This is a genomic window from Modestobacter marinus, from assembly GCF_011758655.1.
Lineage (GTDB): Bacteria > Actinomycetota > Actinomycetes > Mycobacteriales > Geodermatophilaceae > Modestobacter > Modestobacter marinus.
Genome location: NZ_JAAMPA010000001.1, coordinates 1,427,341 through 1,443,536 on the forward strand (window position 1 = coordinate 1,427,341; position 16,196 = coordinate 1,443,536).

General features: G+C 74.5%; 17 protein-coding genes. 13 read left to right on the forward strand and 4 right to left on the reverse strand.

Going from position 1 to position 16,196, the window contains the following annotated elements; all coding sequences use genetic code 11:
* Window positions 1-88 precede the first annotated feature (88 nt).
* From FB380_RS06725 to FB380_RS06760, 8 genes are all read left to right on the forward strand, one after another.
* Window positions 89-1,105 (forward strand): substrate-binding domain-containing protein, encoded by a 1,017-nt coding sequence (locus FB380_RS06725; protein WP_166754401.1) that lies wholly within the window; start codon window positions 89-91, stop codon window positions 1,103-1,105.
* Between the two features lie 3 nt (window positions 1,106-1,108).
* Window positions 1,109-1,870, forward strand: a complete 762-nt coding sequence (locus FB380_RS06730; protein WP_166754402.1) for an ATP-binding cassette domain-containing protein — start codon at window positions 1,109-1,111, stop codon at window positions 1,868-1,870.
* Window positions 1,867-2,901, forward strand: a complete 1,035-nt coding sequence (locus tag FB380_RS06735) for an ABC transporter permease (RefSeq protein WP_166754403.1) — start codon at window positions 1,867-1,869, stop codon at window positions 2,899-2,901. Before FB380_RS06730 ends, FB380_RS06735 begins: the two co-directional genes overlap by 4 nt.
* A complete protein-coding gene (locus FB380_RS06740; protein WP_166754404.1) occupies window positions 2,898-3,935 on the forward strand; it encodes a phosphotriesterase family protein in 1,038 nt (345 codons plus the stop codon). Before FB380_RS06735 ends, FB380_RS06740 begins: the two co-directional genes overlap by 4 nt.
* Before the next feature lie 3 nt (window positions 3,936-3,938).
* The gene (locus tag FB380_RS06745) at window positions 3,939-4,688 is read left to right on the forward strand and encodes a glutamine amidotransferase (protein WP_166754405.1); all 750 of its coding nucleotides are present in this window, start codon (window positions 3,939-3,941) and stop codon (window positions 4,686-4,688) included.
* Window positions 4,685-5,320 (forward strand): TenA family protein, encoded by a 636-nt coding sequence (locus FB380_RS06750; protein WP_166754406.1) that lies wholly within the window; start codon window positions 4,685-4,687, stop codon window positions 5,318-5,320. Before FB380_RS06745 ends, FB380_RS06750 begins: the two co-directional genes overlap by 4 nt.
* 69 nt (window positions 5,321-5,389) lie before the next feature.
* Window positions 5,390-6,331, forward strand: a complete 942-nt coding sequence (locus FB380_RS06755; RefSeq protein ID WP_229681766.1) for a hydroxymethylglutaryl-CoA lyase — start codon at window positions 5,390-5,392, stop codon at window positions 6,329-6,331.
* Window positions 6,332-6,378: 47 nt separating this feature from the next.
* Window positions 6,379-6,903, forward strand: coding sequence for a flavin reductase family protein (locus FB380_RS06760; RefSeq protein WP_229681767.1), 525 nt, complete (start codon window positions 6,379-6,381; stop codon window positions 6,901-6,903).
* A 7-nt stretch (window positions 6,904-6,910) separates the two neighbouring features.
* Here the strand turns inward: FB380_RS06760 and FB380_RS06765 are convergent, their stop codons facing one another.
* From FB380_RS06765 to FB380_RS06780, 4 genes are all read right to left on the reverse strand, one after another.
* Window positions 6,911-9,238, reverse strand: coding sequence for a PP2C family protein-serine/threonine phosphatase (locus tag FB380_RS06765; protein WP_229681768.1), 2,328 nt, complete (start codon window positions 9,236-9,238; stop codon window positions 6,911-6,913).
* A 65-nt stretch (window positions 9,239-9,303) separates the two neighbouring features.
* Complete coding sequence (locus FB380_RS06770; protein ID WP_229681769.1) at window positions 9,304-9,801, reverse strand: hypothetical protein; 498 nt, start codon at window positions 9,799-9,801, stop codon at window positions 9,304-9,306.
* Entirely contained in the window at window positions 9,794-10,159 is a 366-nt protein-coding gene (locus FB380_RS06775; RefSeq protein WP_166754407.1) for a hypothetical protein, read from the reverse strand. Before FB380_RS06775 ends, FB380_RS06770 begins: the two co-directional genes overlap by 8 nt.
* Window positions 10,160-10,213: 54 nt before the next feature.
* The gene (locus FB380_RS06780) at window positions 10,214-11,206 is read right to left on the reverse strand and encodes an aldo/keto reductase (RefSeq protein ID WP_166754408.1); all 993 of its coding nucleotides are present in this window, start codon (window positions 11,204-11,206) and stop codon (window positions 10,214-10,216) included.
* Window positions 11,207-11,316: 110 nt separating this feature from the next.
* On the opposite strand from FB380_RS06780, the gene ngg reads away from it, so the two are divergent.
* From ngg to otsB, 5 genes are all read left to right on the forward strand, one after another.
* Window positions 11,317-13,083: an N-acetylglutaminylglutamine synthetase gene (gene ngg / locus FB380_RS06785; RefSeq protein WP_229681770.1), complete on the forward strand. Its 1,767-nt coding sequence runs from the start codon at window positions 11,317-11,319 to the stop codon at window positions 13,081-13,083.
* Window positions 13,083-13,493 (forward strand): fluoride efflux transporter CrcB, encoded by a 411-nt coding sequence (gene crcB, locus FB380_RS06790; RefSeq protein ID WP_166756098.1) that lies wholly within the window; start codon window positions 13,083-13,085, stop codon window positions 13,491-13,493. The genes ngg and crcB overlap by 1 nt, the downstream gene beginning before the upstream one ends.
* Window positions 13,490-13,843, forward strand: coding sequence for a fluoride efflux transporter FluC (locus FB380_RS06795; protein ID WP_166754409.1), 354 nt, complete (start codon window positions 13,490-13,492; stop codon window positions 13,841-13,843). The genes crcB and FB380_RS06795 overlap by 4 nt, the downstream gene beginning before the upstream one ends.
* Before the next feature lie 80 nt (window positions 13,844-13,923).
* Window positions 13,924-15,315 (forward strand): alpha,alpha-trehalose-phosphate synthase (UDP-forming), encoded by a 1,392-nt coding sequence (locus FB380_RS06800; RefSeq protein WP_308422987.1) that lies wholly within the window; start codon window positions 13,924-13,926, stop codon window positions 15,313-15,315.
* Window positions 15,312-16,067, forward strand: a complete 756-nt coding sequence (otsB, locus tag FB380_RS06805; RefSeq protein ID WP_229681772.1) for a trehalose-phosphatase — start codon at window positions 15,312-15,314, stop codon at window positions 16,065-16,067. Before FB380_RS06800 ends, otsB begins: the two co-directional genes overlap by 4 nt.
* Window positions 16,068-16,196: the final 129 nt, after the last annotated feature.

Sequence of the window (16,196 nt, forward strand, 5' to 3'; positions counted from 1 at the left end):
CCGCCCGCACCACCGCTCCGCCGCTCCCGCACCGCCGCTCCCCCGCACCGCGACCCGCAGCATCCGGTACCGCACCCAGGAGGACCCCATGAAGCGACCCCTCGCCCTGGCCGCAGGCGCCTGCCTGCTCGCCCTCGCCGCCTGCGACAGCGCACCCGCGCCGTCGTCCGACGCCGGTGCGGAGACCGGCGGCAGCTCGACGGCCGGCTCGCTGCCGGAGCCCAGCGTCCAGCCGGTGGGCTGCGAGACCGACGAGCCGCTGGAGATCGGGCTGGTGACGATCAACCTGCAGGCGCTGTTCTTCAACCAGATCAACGAGGCCGCGCAGGCGATGGCCGACGAGAACGACGTCGACCTGCAGATCATCAGCGGCAACGACGACTCGGTGACCCAGGCGAACGCCATCAACACGCTGGTCGCCGACGGGGTGGACGCGGTGATCGTGGCCGCGGTCGACACCGAGGGCATCAAGCCCGCGATCCGGGCCGCGGACGAGGCGGGCATCCCCGTCGTGGCGGTGGACGCCATCGTCGACGACCCGGCGGTGGACGCCCAGGTCGGCACCGCGAACGCCGAGGGCGGGTCGCTGATCGGCGAGGAGCTGCTGGAGATCTCCGGCGGCGAGGGTGAGGTCGGCATCGTCAGCGCGCTGAACAGCACCATCCAGCTGGAGCGCCAGCAGGGCTTCGAGGACGCCGTCACCGCCGGCGGGATGACCATCGGCACCGTGGTCGACGGCCGCAACATCCAGGAGAACGCCCAGGCCGCCGCCGAGAACCTGCTCACCGGCAACCCGGACCTGCAGTACGTGTACGCCACCGGTGAGCCGGCGCTCATCGGTCTGGCCGCCGCGGTCCGCAGCCAGGGCGCGCAGGACCGGGTGAGCGCCGTCGGCTGGGACCTCTCCGACCCTGCCGTCGAGGGTCTGGAGGAGGGCTGGATCGCCGGCGTCGTCCAGCAGAACACCTTCGAGTTCGGCTACCAGGCGATGGCCGCGGCGATCGACCTGGCCTGCGGCAACCCGGTGGAGCAGGAGAACCCGGTCGACATCCAGATCGTCACGCCGGAGAACGTCTCCGACTACCTGTACTACCTGGAGGGCTGACGCGTGGCTGACGAGACCGGGGACCTCCTCGTCGAACTCGAGGGCATCACCAAGTCCTACGGACCGGTGAGGTCACTGCGCGGGGTCGACCTCACCCTGCGTCGCGGGGAGGTCCTCGGCCTCGTCGGCGACAACGGTGCCGGCAAGTCCACGCTGATGAAGGTGCTGGCCGGCGCCGTGCAGCACGACGCCGGGGAGATCCGGGTGCACGGCCGGCCGGTGCGCTTCAGCAACCCCTCGGCCGCACAGGACGAGAAGATCGGCATCGTCTACCAGGACCTGGCGCTCTGCGACACCCTCGACGTCGCCAGCAACCTGTTCCTCGGCCGGGAGCCCCGCACGGGCCCGTTCATCGACCGGAAGGCGATGCACGAGCGGGCCGCGCAGATCCTCGCCGACCTGCACGTCAAGGTGACCAGCACCCACCAGGAGATCGGGACCCTCTCCGGCGGCCAGCGGCAGACGGTCGCCATCGCCCGCGCGGTGTCCTTCGCCCCCGACGTGCTCATCCTCGACGAGCCGACCGCCGCGCTCGCCGTCGCCGAGGTCGAGTCGGTCCTGCGGCTGATCACCGACGTCGCGCGTCGCGGGGTCGGGGTCATCCTGATCACCCACCGCCTGCAGGACCTCTTCCGCGTCTGCGACCGGATCACCGTCATGTACGAGGGGCAGAGCGTCGACGACGCGCTCATCAAGGACCTCGACATCGAGAAGCTCGTCGGTCTCATCACCCGTTCCGCCCCCGGGCAGGAGGCAGTCGCATGACCACCCTCACGACCACCACCGCACCGCCCGGGGACCCGGCCACCCGCCTGGCCCGACAGCAGTCCTGGTGGCAGCGGGTGAACAAGGCGACGCTGGTCATGGCCGGGGTCACCCTGGCCGTCTGCGTCTTCTTCGCCGTCGCCTCGGACGCCTTCCTGACCTTCGCGAACATCTCCAACGTGGCCACCCAGGTGGCGCCGGTGGTGATCATCGGGGTGGCCATGACGTTCGTGATCACCGCCGGCCAGATCGACCTGTCGGTCGGCTCGATCGTCGCCTTCGTGTCCGCGGTCTCCGCCCAGCTGCTGGCGACCGGCTGGGACTCCTCGCTCGTGCTGATCGCCGGGGTGCTCATGGGCGCCGGATGGGGCCTGCTGAACGGCTGGTTCACCGCCTACGCCGGGATCCCGGCCTTCATCGTCACGCTGGCGACCCTGTCGGTGATCCGGGGCATCGCGCTGCTGACCACCGAGGGCTTCTCGGTGCCGATCGAGCGCTCGACGTTCGTCGCGCAGCTGGGGACGGCGCGCTGGCTCGGCTTCTCCAGCAGCGCCTGGATCGCCCTGGCGTGCGTCGTCCTCGGGATCGTGGTGCTGCACCGGACCCGCTTCGGTCAGTACGTCATCGGCATCGGCTCGGCCGAGGAGTCCGTCCGCCGGGCCGGGGTGAACGTGCGGCGGATCAAGATGCTGGCGCTGTGCCTGAGCGGTCTCGCCGCCGGGGTGGCCGGCCTCCTGATCGCCGCCCGGCTCGGCTCGGGCTCGGCGAACTCCGCGCAGGGCTTCGAGCTCACGGTCATCGCCGCGGTCGTCATCGGTGGGACCAGCCTCTTCGGCGGGCGCGGGACGGTGGTGGGGACGCTGATCGGGGCGATCCTGACCGGCGTCATCGCCAACGGGCTCACGCTCATGGGGGTCAGCCCGTTCCTGACGCCGATCATCACCGGGACGGTGCTGCTGGCCGTGATCTGGGTGAACCTGCGCGGCAAGGACATCGGCGGCGCGCTGCGCGGCCTGGTGGGCGGCCGGTGAGCACGGTCCGCACGGTCCTCGGGGACGTCGACTCGGCCGACCTGGGCGTGGTGCTCCCCCACGAGCACCTGGTCAACGACAACACCGTCGCCTTCCGCCCGGCGGCCGACCCCCGGCTGCGGCAGCTGCTGGACGCGCCGGTGTCGGCGGACCTGGCCTGGCTGCTGGCCGACCACCCCTACGAGAACGCCGACAACTGCCGGCTGGACGACCTCGACGCGATCGCCGCGGACCTCCATGCGTTCGCCGCCGTCGGCGGGCGGACCGTCGTCGACCTGACCCCACCGGGGATCGGCCGGGACCCCCAGCGGCTGCGCGCGCTGTCCGAGCGCACCGGTGTGCAGGTGGTCATGGGCTCGGGCTGGTACCTGCAGGCCAGCCACCCGGCGCACCTGGCGACCTCCACGCCCGACGAGCTGGCCGACGAGCTGGTGGCCGAGTTCGACCCCTCGCACGGCCTCCGCCCCGGCGTCATCGGCGAGATCGGGGTCTCCCCCGCCTTCACCGACGACGAGCGGACCGCGCTGCGAGCCGCCTGCCGGGCGCAGCGCGAGGTCGGTGTGCCGATGTTCGTGCACCTCCCCGGCTGGCTGCGGCGCGCCCACGAGGTGCTCGACGTCGTGCTGGACGAGGAGGGGGTCGACCCGGCCGCCGTCGTCCTGTGCCACATGGACCCCTCCGGCGGGGACCCCGACCACCAACGGTCGGTGGCCGCCCGGGGCACGTTCCTGGAGTTCGACATGGTGGGCATGCCCTTCGACTTCCCCGGGGAGGGCCGGTCGCCGTCCCCGGCGGAGACCACCGCCGCCGTCGTGGCCCTGGTGCAGGCCGGGCACGGCTCCCGGGTCCTGCTCTCGCACGACCTGTTCCTCAAGGCGATGCTCAGCCGCTTCGGCGGCAACGGGCTGGCCTACGTCCCCGTCGTCTTCGCCGACCGGCTGCGCGCAGCCGGCCTCGCCGAGGACGTGGTGACCGCACTCATGACCGACAACCCGCGGACGTTGTTCGACGGCGCCGCACGGAAGGAACGCTGACCGATGGCCCGGATACTGATCGCCGGTGAGAGCTGGATGACCACCTCCACGCACGTCAAGGGGGTCGACGAGTTCTCCGTGCACTCCTACGTGGAGGGCGTCGGACCGCTGCGGGACGCGCTCACCGGCCGTGGCCACGTGGTGGAGCACCTGCCGGCACACCTCGTGCCGACGCGGTTCCCGGGGGACGCCGCCGCGCTGGCCGCCTACGACCTCGTGGTGCTCTCCGACATCGGCGCCAACTCCATCCAGCTGTCGCCCCAGGTCTTCGAGCGGTTCCAGCCCGGCGAGGACCGCCTCGCGGCGCTGCGCGACTGGGTGGGCGACGGCGGGGCGCTGCTGATGATCGGCGGCTACCTGTCCTTCAGCGGGTTCCAGGCGCGGGCGGCGTTCCGGCAGACGGCGATCGCCGACGTCCTCCCGGTGACGATGCTGGCCGAGGACGACCGGGTGGAGAGCCCGGCCGGTGTCGTGCCCACCGTGGTCGACGCCGGCCACGCCGCGCTGGGCGGAGCCGGCGCCGAGTGGCCCGGGCTGCTCGGCTACAACCGGGTGGTCGCGAGGGGCGGTGCCGAGGTGCCGGTCCTGGTGGGGGAGGACCCCCTGGTCGCGCTGGCCCCCTTCGGCGCCGGCCGGGCCGGGGTCTTCACCTCCGACTGCTCGCCGCACTGGGCGCCGCCGGCCTTCTGCGAGGAGTGGCCGGGTTACGCGGCCCTCTTCGACGGCCTGGTGCGCTGGCTGGTCCGCGGGTGACCGGCGGCCGCTCGGCACGGCTGGTCGAGCGGCACGCCGCGCTGCTGGACCGGGCCTGCGACGTCCGGTTCGTCCGGGAGGCGACGGCGGGCACGCTCGCCGCCGGCGACTTCGCCCGGTACCTGCTGGTCGAGGAGGCGTTCGTGCTGACCGCGAGCCGGGTCCTCGGCCGGGTCGTGTGGGAGTCGGACGGGTGGGCGGAGCTCCTGCCGTCGGCCCGGTCGCTCACCAACCTCGTCACCGAGCAGCGTGACTACTTCGCGGGACTGCGCCACCGCTGGCCGGTCGAGGACGCACCGGCGACGCTCGCGCGCGCCCAGGTGCTCTCCGAGGTGGTGCTGCGGCAGGTGACCGAGTCCGGCCGGCCGGCCGCGCTCACCGGGATGCTGGCCGCCGAGACGATGTACGCCCGCTGGTGCACCGCGGCGGCTGCGCAGCCGGCCGACCGGGACCCCGACCTACAGGCGTGGATCGACCTGCACGCCGAGCCCGCCTTCCTGGGGCAGGTGGCGGCGCTGCGCGCCGACGTCGACGCCCTCCCGACGGAGCTGGCCGACGACGCCGCCCTGGACCGGTGGTACGCCGCGGTGCTGGAGGCGGAGATCGCCTTCCACGACGCCGTCCACGGCTGAGCCGGGTCCCGGTTCCACGTGGAACCGGGACCCGGGGGCAGGATGGGGCCGACGGCGAGGAGGCCCGACGTGAACGAGTTCGACCTGGTGCTGCCGACGGCGGTCGACGTCCGCGAGGTGGGGATGCGGGACGGTCTCCAGCTCGAGGACCCGGTCCCCCTGGCCGGCAAGCTGGCCATGCTCGAGGCCCTGGTGGCCACCGGGGTGCGGCGGATCGAGGTGACCTCGTTCGTCTCGCCGAAGGCGGTGCCGGCCCTCGCCGACGCCGACCAGGTCGCCGCCGAGCTGCACCGCTTCGACGGGGTGCACTTCTCCGCCCTGGTGGCCAACCCCCGGGGGGCGGTCCGTGCGGTCGACGCCGGCATCGCGCACCTGGAGTACGTGGTCTCCGCCGACGACTCGCACAGCCGGGCGAACGCCGGCCGTTCCACCGCCGAGGCCGTCGCCGCGGTCGGGGAGATCGCCGAGCTCGCCCACGGCGCCGGCGGCTCCCTGGAGGTCATCGTCGCCACCGCCTGGGACTGCCCGTTCGACGGGCGGACGCCGGTGGCCCGCACCGTCGACGTCACCCGGGCGGCGGTCACCGCCGGCGCCGACCAGCTCTGCCTGGGCGACACGATCGGCACCACCACCCCGGCCCGCGTCGTGCGGCTGCTCGACGAGGTGCGCCGGGCCTGCCCGGGGGTGCCGCTGGGCGTGCACTTCCACGACACCCGCGGCACCGGCCAGGCCAACGCCCTGGCCGCCCTGCAGGCCGGGGTCACCCAGCTCGACGCCTCCGTCGGCGGCCTGGGCGGCTGCCCGTTCGCGCCCGGCGCCAGCGGCAACATCGCCACCGAGGAGCTCGTCTACTGGCTGGCCGACGCCGACGTGGCGACCGGCATCGACCTGGACGCCGTCCTCGCCGCGGCCGCGGTCACCGAGCGCGCCGTCGGCCACGAGCTGCCCAGCTCGCTGTACCGGGCAGGCGGTCGCAACGAGCCCCGCGGCCCGGTCCTGGCCGGTGGGTGACCGGCCGCACCGTGCCTCATCGGGTCGCGCGTGATGGGATCGACGGCGTGAACCCAGCAGCGGACGTCCCCCCGGCAGTGGTCGACCCCGCGGTGATGCGGGACGTGCTGGGGCACTTCGTCTCCGGCGTCACCGTGGTGACGGCGATGGCCGCCGACGGCCCGGTGGGCTTCACCTGCCAGTCGTTCAGCTCGCTGTCCCTGGACCCGCCGCTGGTCGCCTTCGCCCCGGCCCGCACCTCGCGCACCTGGCCGCAGCTGCGGGAGGCCGGCCGGTTCTGCGTCAACGTGCTCGCCGACTCCCAGAGCGGCCTGTCCCGGCAGTTCGCCCGCTCGGGCGCCGACAAGTACGCCGGGGTGCAGTGGTCGCCCAGCCCGCACGGCTCCCCCGTGCTCGCCGACGTCGTCGCCTGGATCGACAGCGAGCTGTGGGCCGAGTACGACGGCGGTGACCACACCATCGTCGTCGCCCGGGTGCTGGACCTCGGCGCCGACGCCTCGCGCACGCCGCTGCTCTTCCACCGCGGCGCCTACGGCCTCCAGCAGGCCCGGCTGGAGCCCGAGGAGCGCTGAGCCCCGCTCAGCCGAAGCGCAGGGCGAGCACGGCGACGTCGTCCCGGCGGTCGGGGTCGGGGCCGACGGCGTGCACGCACAGCGCGGCCGGGTCGTCGCCGACCGGGGCGTCGCGCAGCCGCTGCACGAGGGCGGCGATCCCCTGGTCCAGGTCCTCCCCGGGGCGTTCGATCAGCCCGTCGGTGTAGGCCACCAGCGTCGCCCCGGGCGGGATCTCCACCGCGCGGGACGCCCGCCGGTGCGTGACGTCGACGCCGATGAGCATCCCGGTGATCCCGTCGAGCATCTCGACCGTGCCGTCGACGTGCCGCAGCAGCAGCGGCGGGTGCCCGGCGTTGGCCAGTTGCAGCCGCCAGGGCTCGCCTTCCGCGCTGGGCCGTTCGACCCGGCCGTAGACCATCGTCGCCATCGGGGCCACGTGCAGGCCCTGCACCAGCCGGTCGACCCGGCCGAGGATCTCTCCCGGGTCGCCCTCGCCGGCGTCCCAGGCGCACGCCCGCAGCAGACCGCGCAAGTGCCCCATCGCGGCGGCCGCGGCGACGTCGTGCCCGACGACGTCGCCGACGGCCAGCCCCACGCTGCCGTCGGGCAGGTGCAGCAGGTCGTAGAAGTCGCCGCCGACGTCGGCGGAGCTCGACGCGCTGAGGTAGTGGGCGGCGGCCACCACACCGGGGATCTCCGGCAGCTCCGGCAGCAGCGAGCGCTGCAGCGTCTCGGCGACGCTGTGCTCCTGCTGGTACAGCCGCACGTTGTCCATCGCCATGGCGGCCCGGCGGGAGAGGTCGCGGGCCAGGTCGACGTCGTCGGCGCCGAACCGCCGGGCCTGGGTCTCGGCGACCAGGGTGAGGGCGCCGAGCGTGCGGCGGCGGGCGACGAGGGGGACGGTGAGCTGGGAGGAGGTGCCCAGTTCGCCCATCACCGCCCGCAGCGCGGGGTCGGGGGCGGCCGCGGCCAGGAACTCGGGGGTGATCTCCGGGAGCAGGACCGGCTCGCTGGAACGCAGCACCCGCCGGATGGGGGCGGCCTCGGGCAGGTCGGCGATGCGCAGCGCGGCGAACCGGCGCAGCTCCTCGGTCATGCCCCGCCGGTGGGCGGAGGAGGTGCCGCTGACCGCGCCGTGCTCGTCGACCAGGGTCACGAACACCCAGTCGGCCAGCAGCGGGACGCAGAGCGACGCCAGCCGGTCCAGCAGGTCGTCCATGTCCAGGGTCGCGCTCAGGGTGCTGGTGGCCTCGGCCATCAGTGCCAGCCGGCTCTGCGCCCGCTCGGCCTCGACCCGGGCCGCGTCGGCGGCCGCGTGCGCCTCCTCGGCGTCCCGCCGGGCGGCCCGCTCGGCGGCGAACGCGGCCTTGCGGTCGTCCTCGACCCGCACCCGCTCGGTCACGTCGGTCTGCACGCCGACGAAGCTGACCAGCGTGCCCTCGCCGTCGAACACCGGCGTGATGGACAGCTGGTTCCAGAAGGCCGTGCCGTCCTTGCGGTAGTTCAGCAGCGTGGTGGTGACCGGCTGCTCGTCGCGCAGGGCCTGCCGGAGGTCGTCGACGGCCTTGCGCTCGGTGGCCGGGCCCTGCAGGAAACGGCAGTTGCGCCCGACGCTCTCCTCGTAGCTGTACCCGCTGATCCGGCTGAAGGAGGGGTTGACCCACACCAGCGGGTCGTCGTCCTGCCGCGGGTCGGTGATGGTGAACGCGATGTCGGTGGCGACGACGGCGCGCTCGCGCAGTGCCTGGAGCTGGGCCTCGGGGTCGATGCTGCCGTCGGCGTCGTCGAGCTTGAGGAAGACCACCAGCGACAGCCGCTGGGCGCTGGCGTCGGCCGACAGCGGGAACCCGGTCACCCACAGCACCTGATCGGGCTCGCCGACGCCGGCGGCGGCGCGCGCGTCGTCGGAGCTGCGCCGCGGGTTCAGCCGCACCGCCTCCCCGGCGACCGGCCGGCCGGCCGCCACCAGGGACAGCGGGCCGGAGGTGCTGGCCAGCGGTGACCCGCCGAGGTCGGTGAGCCCGGCGGCGGCGCCCCAGGTGTCGACGGGGACGGGCAGGCCGATGTTGCCGGCCAGCTCGTTCGCCGCGGTGTTGGCGTAGGTGACCGTGCCGGCGTCCTGGTCGATGACCAGGACGGCGACGGGGACGTCGGAGAGGACGCCGGGCAGCGTGTACTGGGCGTGGCCGTCGTAGCTGGAGACCATCGCCTCGGCGGCCCCGACGATGGACGCCTGCTGGCGCCGCTCACCCGGCTCGGCGGTGGCGGTCAGACCCTCGGCGAGCACGGTGGCGGCCTCGGGCGGGACCTGACCCGCGGACGGCAGCTGACCGGGTCGTCTCTCTGACGGCACCGAGCGATGCTACGAGACCAGCTCCGGTTGTGCACCACGGAGCTGGCGTGAGCACCCCGGTCGGGTCAGTCCCTGCGGTCGGGCGCGTCGCGCCAGGCCGGCCCGTCGGCGACCTGGGAGCGGCGCCGCAGCCACAGCAGGCCGAGCACCGGGAGCAGCAGGGGCACGTACCCGTAGCCCTGCCCGTACCCCGACCACACGGTGGCGTCCGGGAACGCCGCGGGATCCAGCAGGGACAGCGTGCCCACCACCAGGACCCCGGCGAGCTCGACCGAGCAGGCGACGACGGCGGTGCGCCGGCCACCACGGCCACCGCGGGCCAGCCCGACCGTGGCGATCACGTAGACCACCGCCGCGGCGGCGGACAGCAGGTAGGCCAGCGGCGCCTCGTCGAACTGCGTCGACAGCTGGACCGCCGCCCGGGCGCCCGCGGCGAGCGCGAACACCCCGTAGAGCGCGACGAGCACCCGCCCCGGGCCGCGGATCGTCCCGGGGTCGGCGTCCGTCGACTCCCGCGCCGGGCGGCCCAGCGCACCGCCGTCGGTTCCCCGGCCCTCAGCCACCGGTGACCTCCCACAGGTCCAGCAACCGCCAGAGCATCACGGCGACGGCCAGCGCGGCGACCCCGAGCACGGTGCCCGCCCAGCGGGTCGGCTCCGAGCGGGCCCAGAGCACGCCGGCCACCGGCAGCAGCACGACGCTGAACAGGTAGGCGAGGAACGTGGCGAGCTCATCGGGCCGGTCGCCACCGGCGAGGGCGGCGACCGCCAGGCCGAGCTGCACCAGCAGCACGAGCTCGAGCACCGCGGCCCCGGCGAGGTGCGCGGTGCCGATCCGGCGGCGCAGCGCGGTGCTCAGGCCGCCGAGGGCGGCCAGCACGACGGCGACGACGGTGCCGGCGACGACGAGCGGCGTGCTCACCGGCGGCGACCGGTCAGGAGGGGTGGCACGCCCCCATCCTGCCCGGCGGCCGGATCAGCGGTGCACGGTGGACATGTCCGGGTACCGGTCACCGGCCGTGGCCCCGGCGGGTGCCGCCTCGTCGAGCGCCCGCAGGTCCTCGTCGGTGAGGACGACGTCGGCGGCGGCGGCGTTCTCCTCCAGGTACCGCACCCGCTTCGTGCCCGGGATCGGCACGACCGCCGGGGCGCCGTCCCGCCCGGACTGCGCCATCACCCAGGCGAGCGCCAGCTGGGTGGCGGTGACGCCCTTGGCCTCGGCCAGCTCGCGGACCCGGTCCACGAGCTCCAGGTTCCGGGCGAACGCCGCCCCCTGGAAACGGGGGTTGCGACGGCGGAAGTCGTCGGGCTCGAGGTCGTCGACGCTGCGGATCTGGCCGGAGAGGAAGCCGCGGCCGATCGGCGAGTAGGCGACGAACCCGATGCCCAGCTCGGCGCAGGTCGCCAGCACCCCGTCCTCCTCCGGGTCGCGGGTCCAGAGTGAGTACTCCGTCTGCAGCGCCGTGACCGGCAGGACGGCGTGCGCCCGGCGGATGGTGTCCGGTGCGGCCTCGGAGATGCCGGCGTACCGGATCTTCCCGGCCTCCACCAGCTCGGCGAGCGCGCCCCAGGTCTCCTCGATCGGCACGGTCGTGTCGACCCGGTGCTGGTAGTAGAGGTCGATGACGTCGACGCCCAGCCGCTGCAGGGACGCGTCGCAGGCGCGGTGCACGTACTCGGCGCGGCCGTTGATCCGGATGAACGAGCCGTCCTCGCCGCGCTCGTTGCCGAACTTGGTGGCCAGCACGACCTCGTCCCGGCGGCCGGAGATGGCCTGGCCGACCAGGCGCTCGTTGGTGAAGGGGCCGTACATGTCGGCGGTGTCGAGGAAGGTGACGCCGAGGTCCAGCGCCCGCTGGACGGTGCGCTCGGCCTCGGCCTGGTCGCCGGTGCCGTAGAACTCGCTCATGCCCATGCAGCCCAGGCCCTGGGCGGAGACGGTCAGGTCGCGGAGCACGCGTGTCTGCATGCCCCCCTCCTGCCCGCCGCCCGGGGGGCGCAACCGGCACCTGGGCGCACTCCCCGCCGCCGGGTTCCACGTGGAACGCTGCCGTCACAGTGGTCGCCTACGGTGGACCGGTGACCAGCGCACCCCGACGGTTGGCCGGCCACCGCACGCGGCGGGCACCGAGCGCCCCGCTCACCAGCCGGTCCTGGCAGCAGCCCGCCGCCCATGAGCTGGAGGGCATGGAGCACGACGCCGTCCTGGACATGGGCTGGGGCCGGCTGGTGTTCGGGCAGACCTTCGCCGACCTCTCCGGCGTGCTGGCCGCCCTGCGGGCCGAGGAGTCCGGGCGGCGGGACATCTGCGTCTACCCCTGGGACCCGCAGGTGCTCGTGGGGATGGCCCCCGACGAGCTGTTCATCGACCCCTCCTTCGTCTACCGGCTGCCGCTGCACCGCTACCGGCCCCGGGAGGAGGTCATCCGCGGCGTCTTCGTCCGCACGGTGACCTCCGCGGCGGAGATGGACCGGATCAACGAGCTCTACGCCCGCGCCGGCATGGTCACCGGTGACGCCGCGACGATGTGGCGCAACCACCGCACCCGCACGTTCACCTACCTGGTCGCCGAGGACCGGCGGACCGGCCAGGTGATCGGCACGGTCACCGGCGTCGACCACCGGCTGGCGTTCGGCGACCCCGACGGCGGGGCCAGCCTGTGGTGCCTGGCCGTCGACGCGCAGGACGCCCCGGCGGGCGCCGGTGAGGCGCTGGTGCGGGTGCTGGCCGAGCGGTACGCGGCCCGGGGCCGGGCGCACCTGGACCTGTCGGTCATGCACGACAACCGCGCGGCGATCGCGCTGTACCGCAAGCTCGGGTTCTCCCGGATCTCCGCGGTGTGCGTCAAGCGGAAGAACCCGATCAACACCCCGCTGTTCGCCGCTCCCCCACCCGGGCTCAACGAGCTCAACCCCTACGCGCGGGTCATCGCCGACGAGGCGCTGCGCCGCGGCATCCGCGTGGAGGTCACCGACGCCGAGTTCGGCGAGCTGCGGCTGGCGCTGGGCGGGCGCTCGGTGCTGACCCGCGAGTCGCTGTCGGAGTTCACCTCCGCGGTGGCGATGAGCCGGTGCGACGACAAGCGGGTGACCCGCCGGATCATGGAGCGCGCCGGGGTCCGGGTGCCCCGCGGCGCGGTGGTGGCCGATGGCTCCGACGCCGGTGCCCGGCAGCTGCTGGCCGAGTGCGGCGCCGTGGTGGTCAAGCCGGCCCGGGGCGAGCAGGGCAAGGGCATCACCGTCGGCGTCCGCGACGAGCCGGCCCTGGAGCGGGCCGTCGCGCTGGCGGTGCAGTACTGCCCCGACGTCCTGGTCGAGGAGCTGGTCGCCGGCGACGACCTGCGGGTCGTGGTGATCGACCACCGGGTGGTCGCCGCCGCGCTCCGCCGGCCGGCCGAGGTGGTCGGTGACGGCCGGCAGGACGTCACCGCGCTGGTGCGGGAGACCAGCCGGCGCCGGCAGCGGGCCACCGGCGGGGAGTCCAGCATCCCGCTGGACGACGCCACCGCCGAGGTCGTGGCCGACGCCGGGCACACGATGGACGACGTCCTGCCCCGGGGCGAGCGGCTGCGGGTGCGGCGGACGGCGAACCTGCACACCGGCGGCACGATCGACGACGTGACCGACCGGCTGCACCCCGACATCGCGGCGGCGGCGGTGCGGGCCAGCCGGGCCATCGGCATCCCGGTGACCGGGCTGGACTTCATGGTCCCGGACGTCGCCGGGCCCGAGCACGTGTTCATCGAGGCCAACGAGCGCCCCGGGCTGGCCAACCACGAGCCGCAGCCCACCGTGGCCCGTTTCGTCGACCTGCTGTTCCCCGAGACCCGCCGGGCGGACCGCTGATCGGCTACCTCGCCGCCGCGCTCGGCGGGGCGCTGGGCGCACTCGCCCGCTGGGGCGTGGCCGAGGCGCTGCCGGCCGCCCACGGCACCTGGCCCTGGGCGACCCTGCTGGTCAACCTGACCGGCTGCCTGCTGCTCGGGCTGCTGCTCGCGGTGGTCGTCGCCCGGCGGCCGCAGCACCCGTGGCTCCGCCCGTTCCTGGGCACCGGCGTCCTGGGCGGCTACACGACGTTCTCGACGTTCAGCGTCGACGCCGTGCACCTGGCCGACGCCGGGCGCTGGCCGGTGGCGGCGGCCTACGTGGGCGCGTCCGTCCTCGGCGGCGTGCTCGCCGCCGCAGCCGGGGTGGCGGTGGTCCGGGCGCCCGCGCGGCGGGCGGCGCAGACGCGTGGGGAGGAGGAGCTCGCGTGACCGCGCTGCTGGTCGTGCTCGGCGCGCTCGCCGGCGCCCCGCTGCGGCTGCTGGCCGACCGGGTCGCCACCGCCCGCCGGGGCGCCGGCAGCGTGCTGGGCACGCTGACCGTCAACGTCGTCGGCAGCGCCGTCCTCGGTGTGCTGCTGGGCCGCTCCGACGTCTCCCCCGCCGTCCTGGCCCTGGTGGGCACCGGGTTCTGCGGCACGCTGACCACCTTCTCCACCTTCGGCACGGACGTCGTCCGGCTGGTGGAGGAGCGCGCCGTGCTGCGCGCCCTGGGCTACGTGACGGCGTCCCTGGTGCTCGGGCTGGGCGCCGCGGCGGCCGGGTTCCTGCTCTCCCGCTGAGCCGCGATGCGCGCCCGGTGGCGCCTGTCACCTAGGGTCGGGGCGGCATGAGTGGATCAAGGCGCACGGGAGGAGACCAGGTGGAGGCCGACAGCCCGGTGGTGGTGGTCGCGAACCGCCTGCCCGTCGACCAGGTGACCGACCCGGACGGGACGACGCGGTACCAGCGCAGCCCGGGCGGCCTGGTCACCGCTCTGGAGCCCTTCGTCGCCGGCCGCGGCGGCGCCTGGGTCGGCTGGTCCGGCGCCGCGGGCGAGGCCCCCGAGCCCTTCGAGTCCGGCGGCATGTCGCTGGTCCCGGTGGGGCTCTCGGAGGAGGAGGTGGACCGCTACTACGAGGGGTTCTCCAACGCCTCGCTGTGGCCGCTGTACCACGACGTCGTGGAGAAGCCGGAGTACCACCGCAACTGGTGGGACGCCTACGTCCAGGTCAACAAGCGATTCGCCGACCGGGCCGCCGAGGTGGCCGCCGAGGGCGCGATCGTCTGGGTGCACGACTACCAGCTGCAGCTGGTGCCGGCCATGCTGCGGCAGCAGCGCCCCGACCTCACCATCGGCTTCTTCCTGCACATCCCCTTCCCGCCCTACGAGCTGTTCACCCAGCTGCCGTGGCGCTCGGCGATCATCGAGGGCCTGCTCGGCGCCGACCTGATCGGCTTCCAGCAGCCGTCGGCGGCCAGCAACTTCATCAACCTGGCCCGGCGGCTGCACGACCTGCCGTACAAGGGCAACACCATCGCCTACGAGGGCCGCACGGTCACCGCCAAGGCGTTCCCGATCTCCATCGACGTCTCCTCCTTCGACGAGCTCGCCCGCACCCCCGAGGTGCTCGCCCGGGCCGCGGAGATCCGCGAGGAGCTCGGCCAGCCGGACAAGATCGTCCTCGGGGTCGACCGGCTCGACTACACCAAGGGCATCGGCGTGCGCCTGGAGGCGTTCGAGGAGCTCCTGGAGGACGGCGCCCTGGAGGCCCCCTCGACGGTCCTGGTGCAGGTGGCGACCCCCAGCCGCGAGCGGGTCGAGCACTACGTGACGATGCGCGAGACGATCGAGCAGCAGGTCGGGCACATCAACGGCGTCTACGGCTCGATCGCCGGGCCGGCCGTGCACTACTTCAACCAGTCGATGCCCCGCGAGGAGCTGGCCGCCATGTACCGGGCGGCCGACGTCATGCTGGTCACGCCCTACCGGGACGGCATGAACCTGGTCGCCAAGGAGTACGTCGCCGCCCGCGGCGACGACGGCGGCGTGCTGGTCCTCAGCGAGTTCGCCGGGGCCGCCGCCGAGCTCAAGCAGGCGCTGCTGGTCAACCCGCACGACATCGCCGGGGTGAAGGCCCAGCTGCTGCGCGCGCTGCGGATGGAGCCGGCCGAGACGGCCAAGCGGATGCGGGCGATGCGCCGCCACATCAAGAAGCACGACCTCGACCACTGGGCCAGCTCCTTCTTCGAGTCGCTGCAGGCGCAGGCGTGAGCCCGTCGCTGGACCCCGCCCTGGCGCAGGCGCTGGACCAGCTGGCCCTCGCCCGCCCGCTGCTGCTGGCCAGCGACTACGACGGCGTGCTGGCCCGGCTGCGGGACGACCCGGCCGCGGCGGTGCCCGAGCCCGGCGTCGGCGACCTGCTGGCCCGGCTGGCGGCCGTCGACGGGGTGACCGTCGCCCTCGTGAGCGGCCGCGGGGTCGCCGACCTGCAGGCGACCAGCGGCCTGACCGGCCCGTTCCGCTGGGTGGGCAGCCACGGCGCGGAGTTCGACGGGCCGCTCACCGGTGACCTCGCCGTCCGCCGGGACGAGCTCGCGGCGGCGCTCGCCCCGATGGTCGAGGCCGTCCCCGGTGCGCGGCTGGAGCACAAGCCGGCCGGTGCCGCGGTGCACGTGCGCACCGCCGCCGACCGTTCCGCGGCCGCCCGGCTGCTCGCCGACGTCGCTGCCGGCCCGGGAGCCGACCCCGCGCTCACCGCCAAGCCGGGCAAGGACGTGCTGGAGCTGGCGGTCACCGACGCCGACAAGGGGTCGGCCCTGGTGCGGCTGCGCGACGAGCTGGGCGCCCGGGCGGCGCTGTACCTCGGCGACGACGTCACCGACGAGGACGGCTTCCGCGCCCTGTCCCCGGACGGCGTGACGATCAAGGTCGGGGACGGCGACACCGCCGCCGCCCACCGGGTGCCCGACCTGGACGGTGTGCGCGCCGTCCTCGAGCGGCTGGTCGGGGCCCTCCGCGCCTGAACCGGGGAGTCCCACCGGCCTCACCAGGCCCTCCCCGTTCCCTGCTCCCCCACTGTGACCGTCGGCCCGCCGGGCCGGCGGTCACAGTCGTCTCCCCCGCTGCCGATTCGTCACATCACGCCGTGGTCT

What these genes read in the sequence shown, in the direction of transcription:
- FB380_RS06725 (WP_166754401.1), top strand. Translation starts at nt 89, where the DNA reads ATGAAGCGACCCCTCGCCCTGGCCGCAGGCGCCTGCCTGCTCGCCCTC.
- FB380_RS06735 (WP_166754403.1), top strand. Translation starts at nt 1,867, where the DNA reads ATGACCACCCTCACGACCACCACCGCACCGCCCGGGGACCCGGCCACC.
- FB380_RS06745 (WP_166754405.1), top strand. Translation starts at nt 3,939, where the DNA reads ATGGCCCGGATACTGATCGCCGGTGAGAGCTGGATGACCACCTCCACG.
- FB380_RS06780 (WP_166754408.1), bottom strand. Translation starts at nt 11,206, where the DNA reads ATGCAGACACGCGTGCTCCGCGACCTGACCGTCTCCGCCCAGGGCCTG.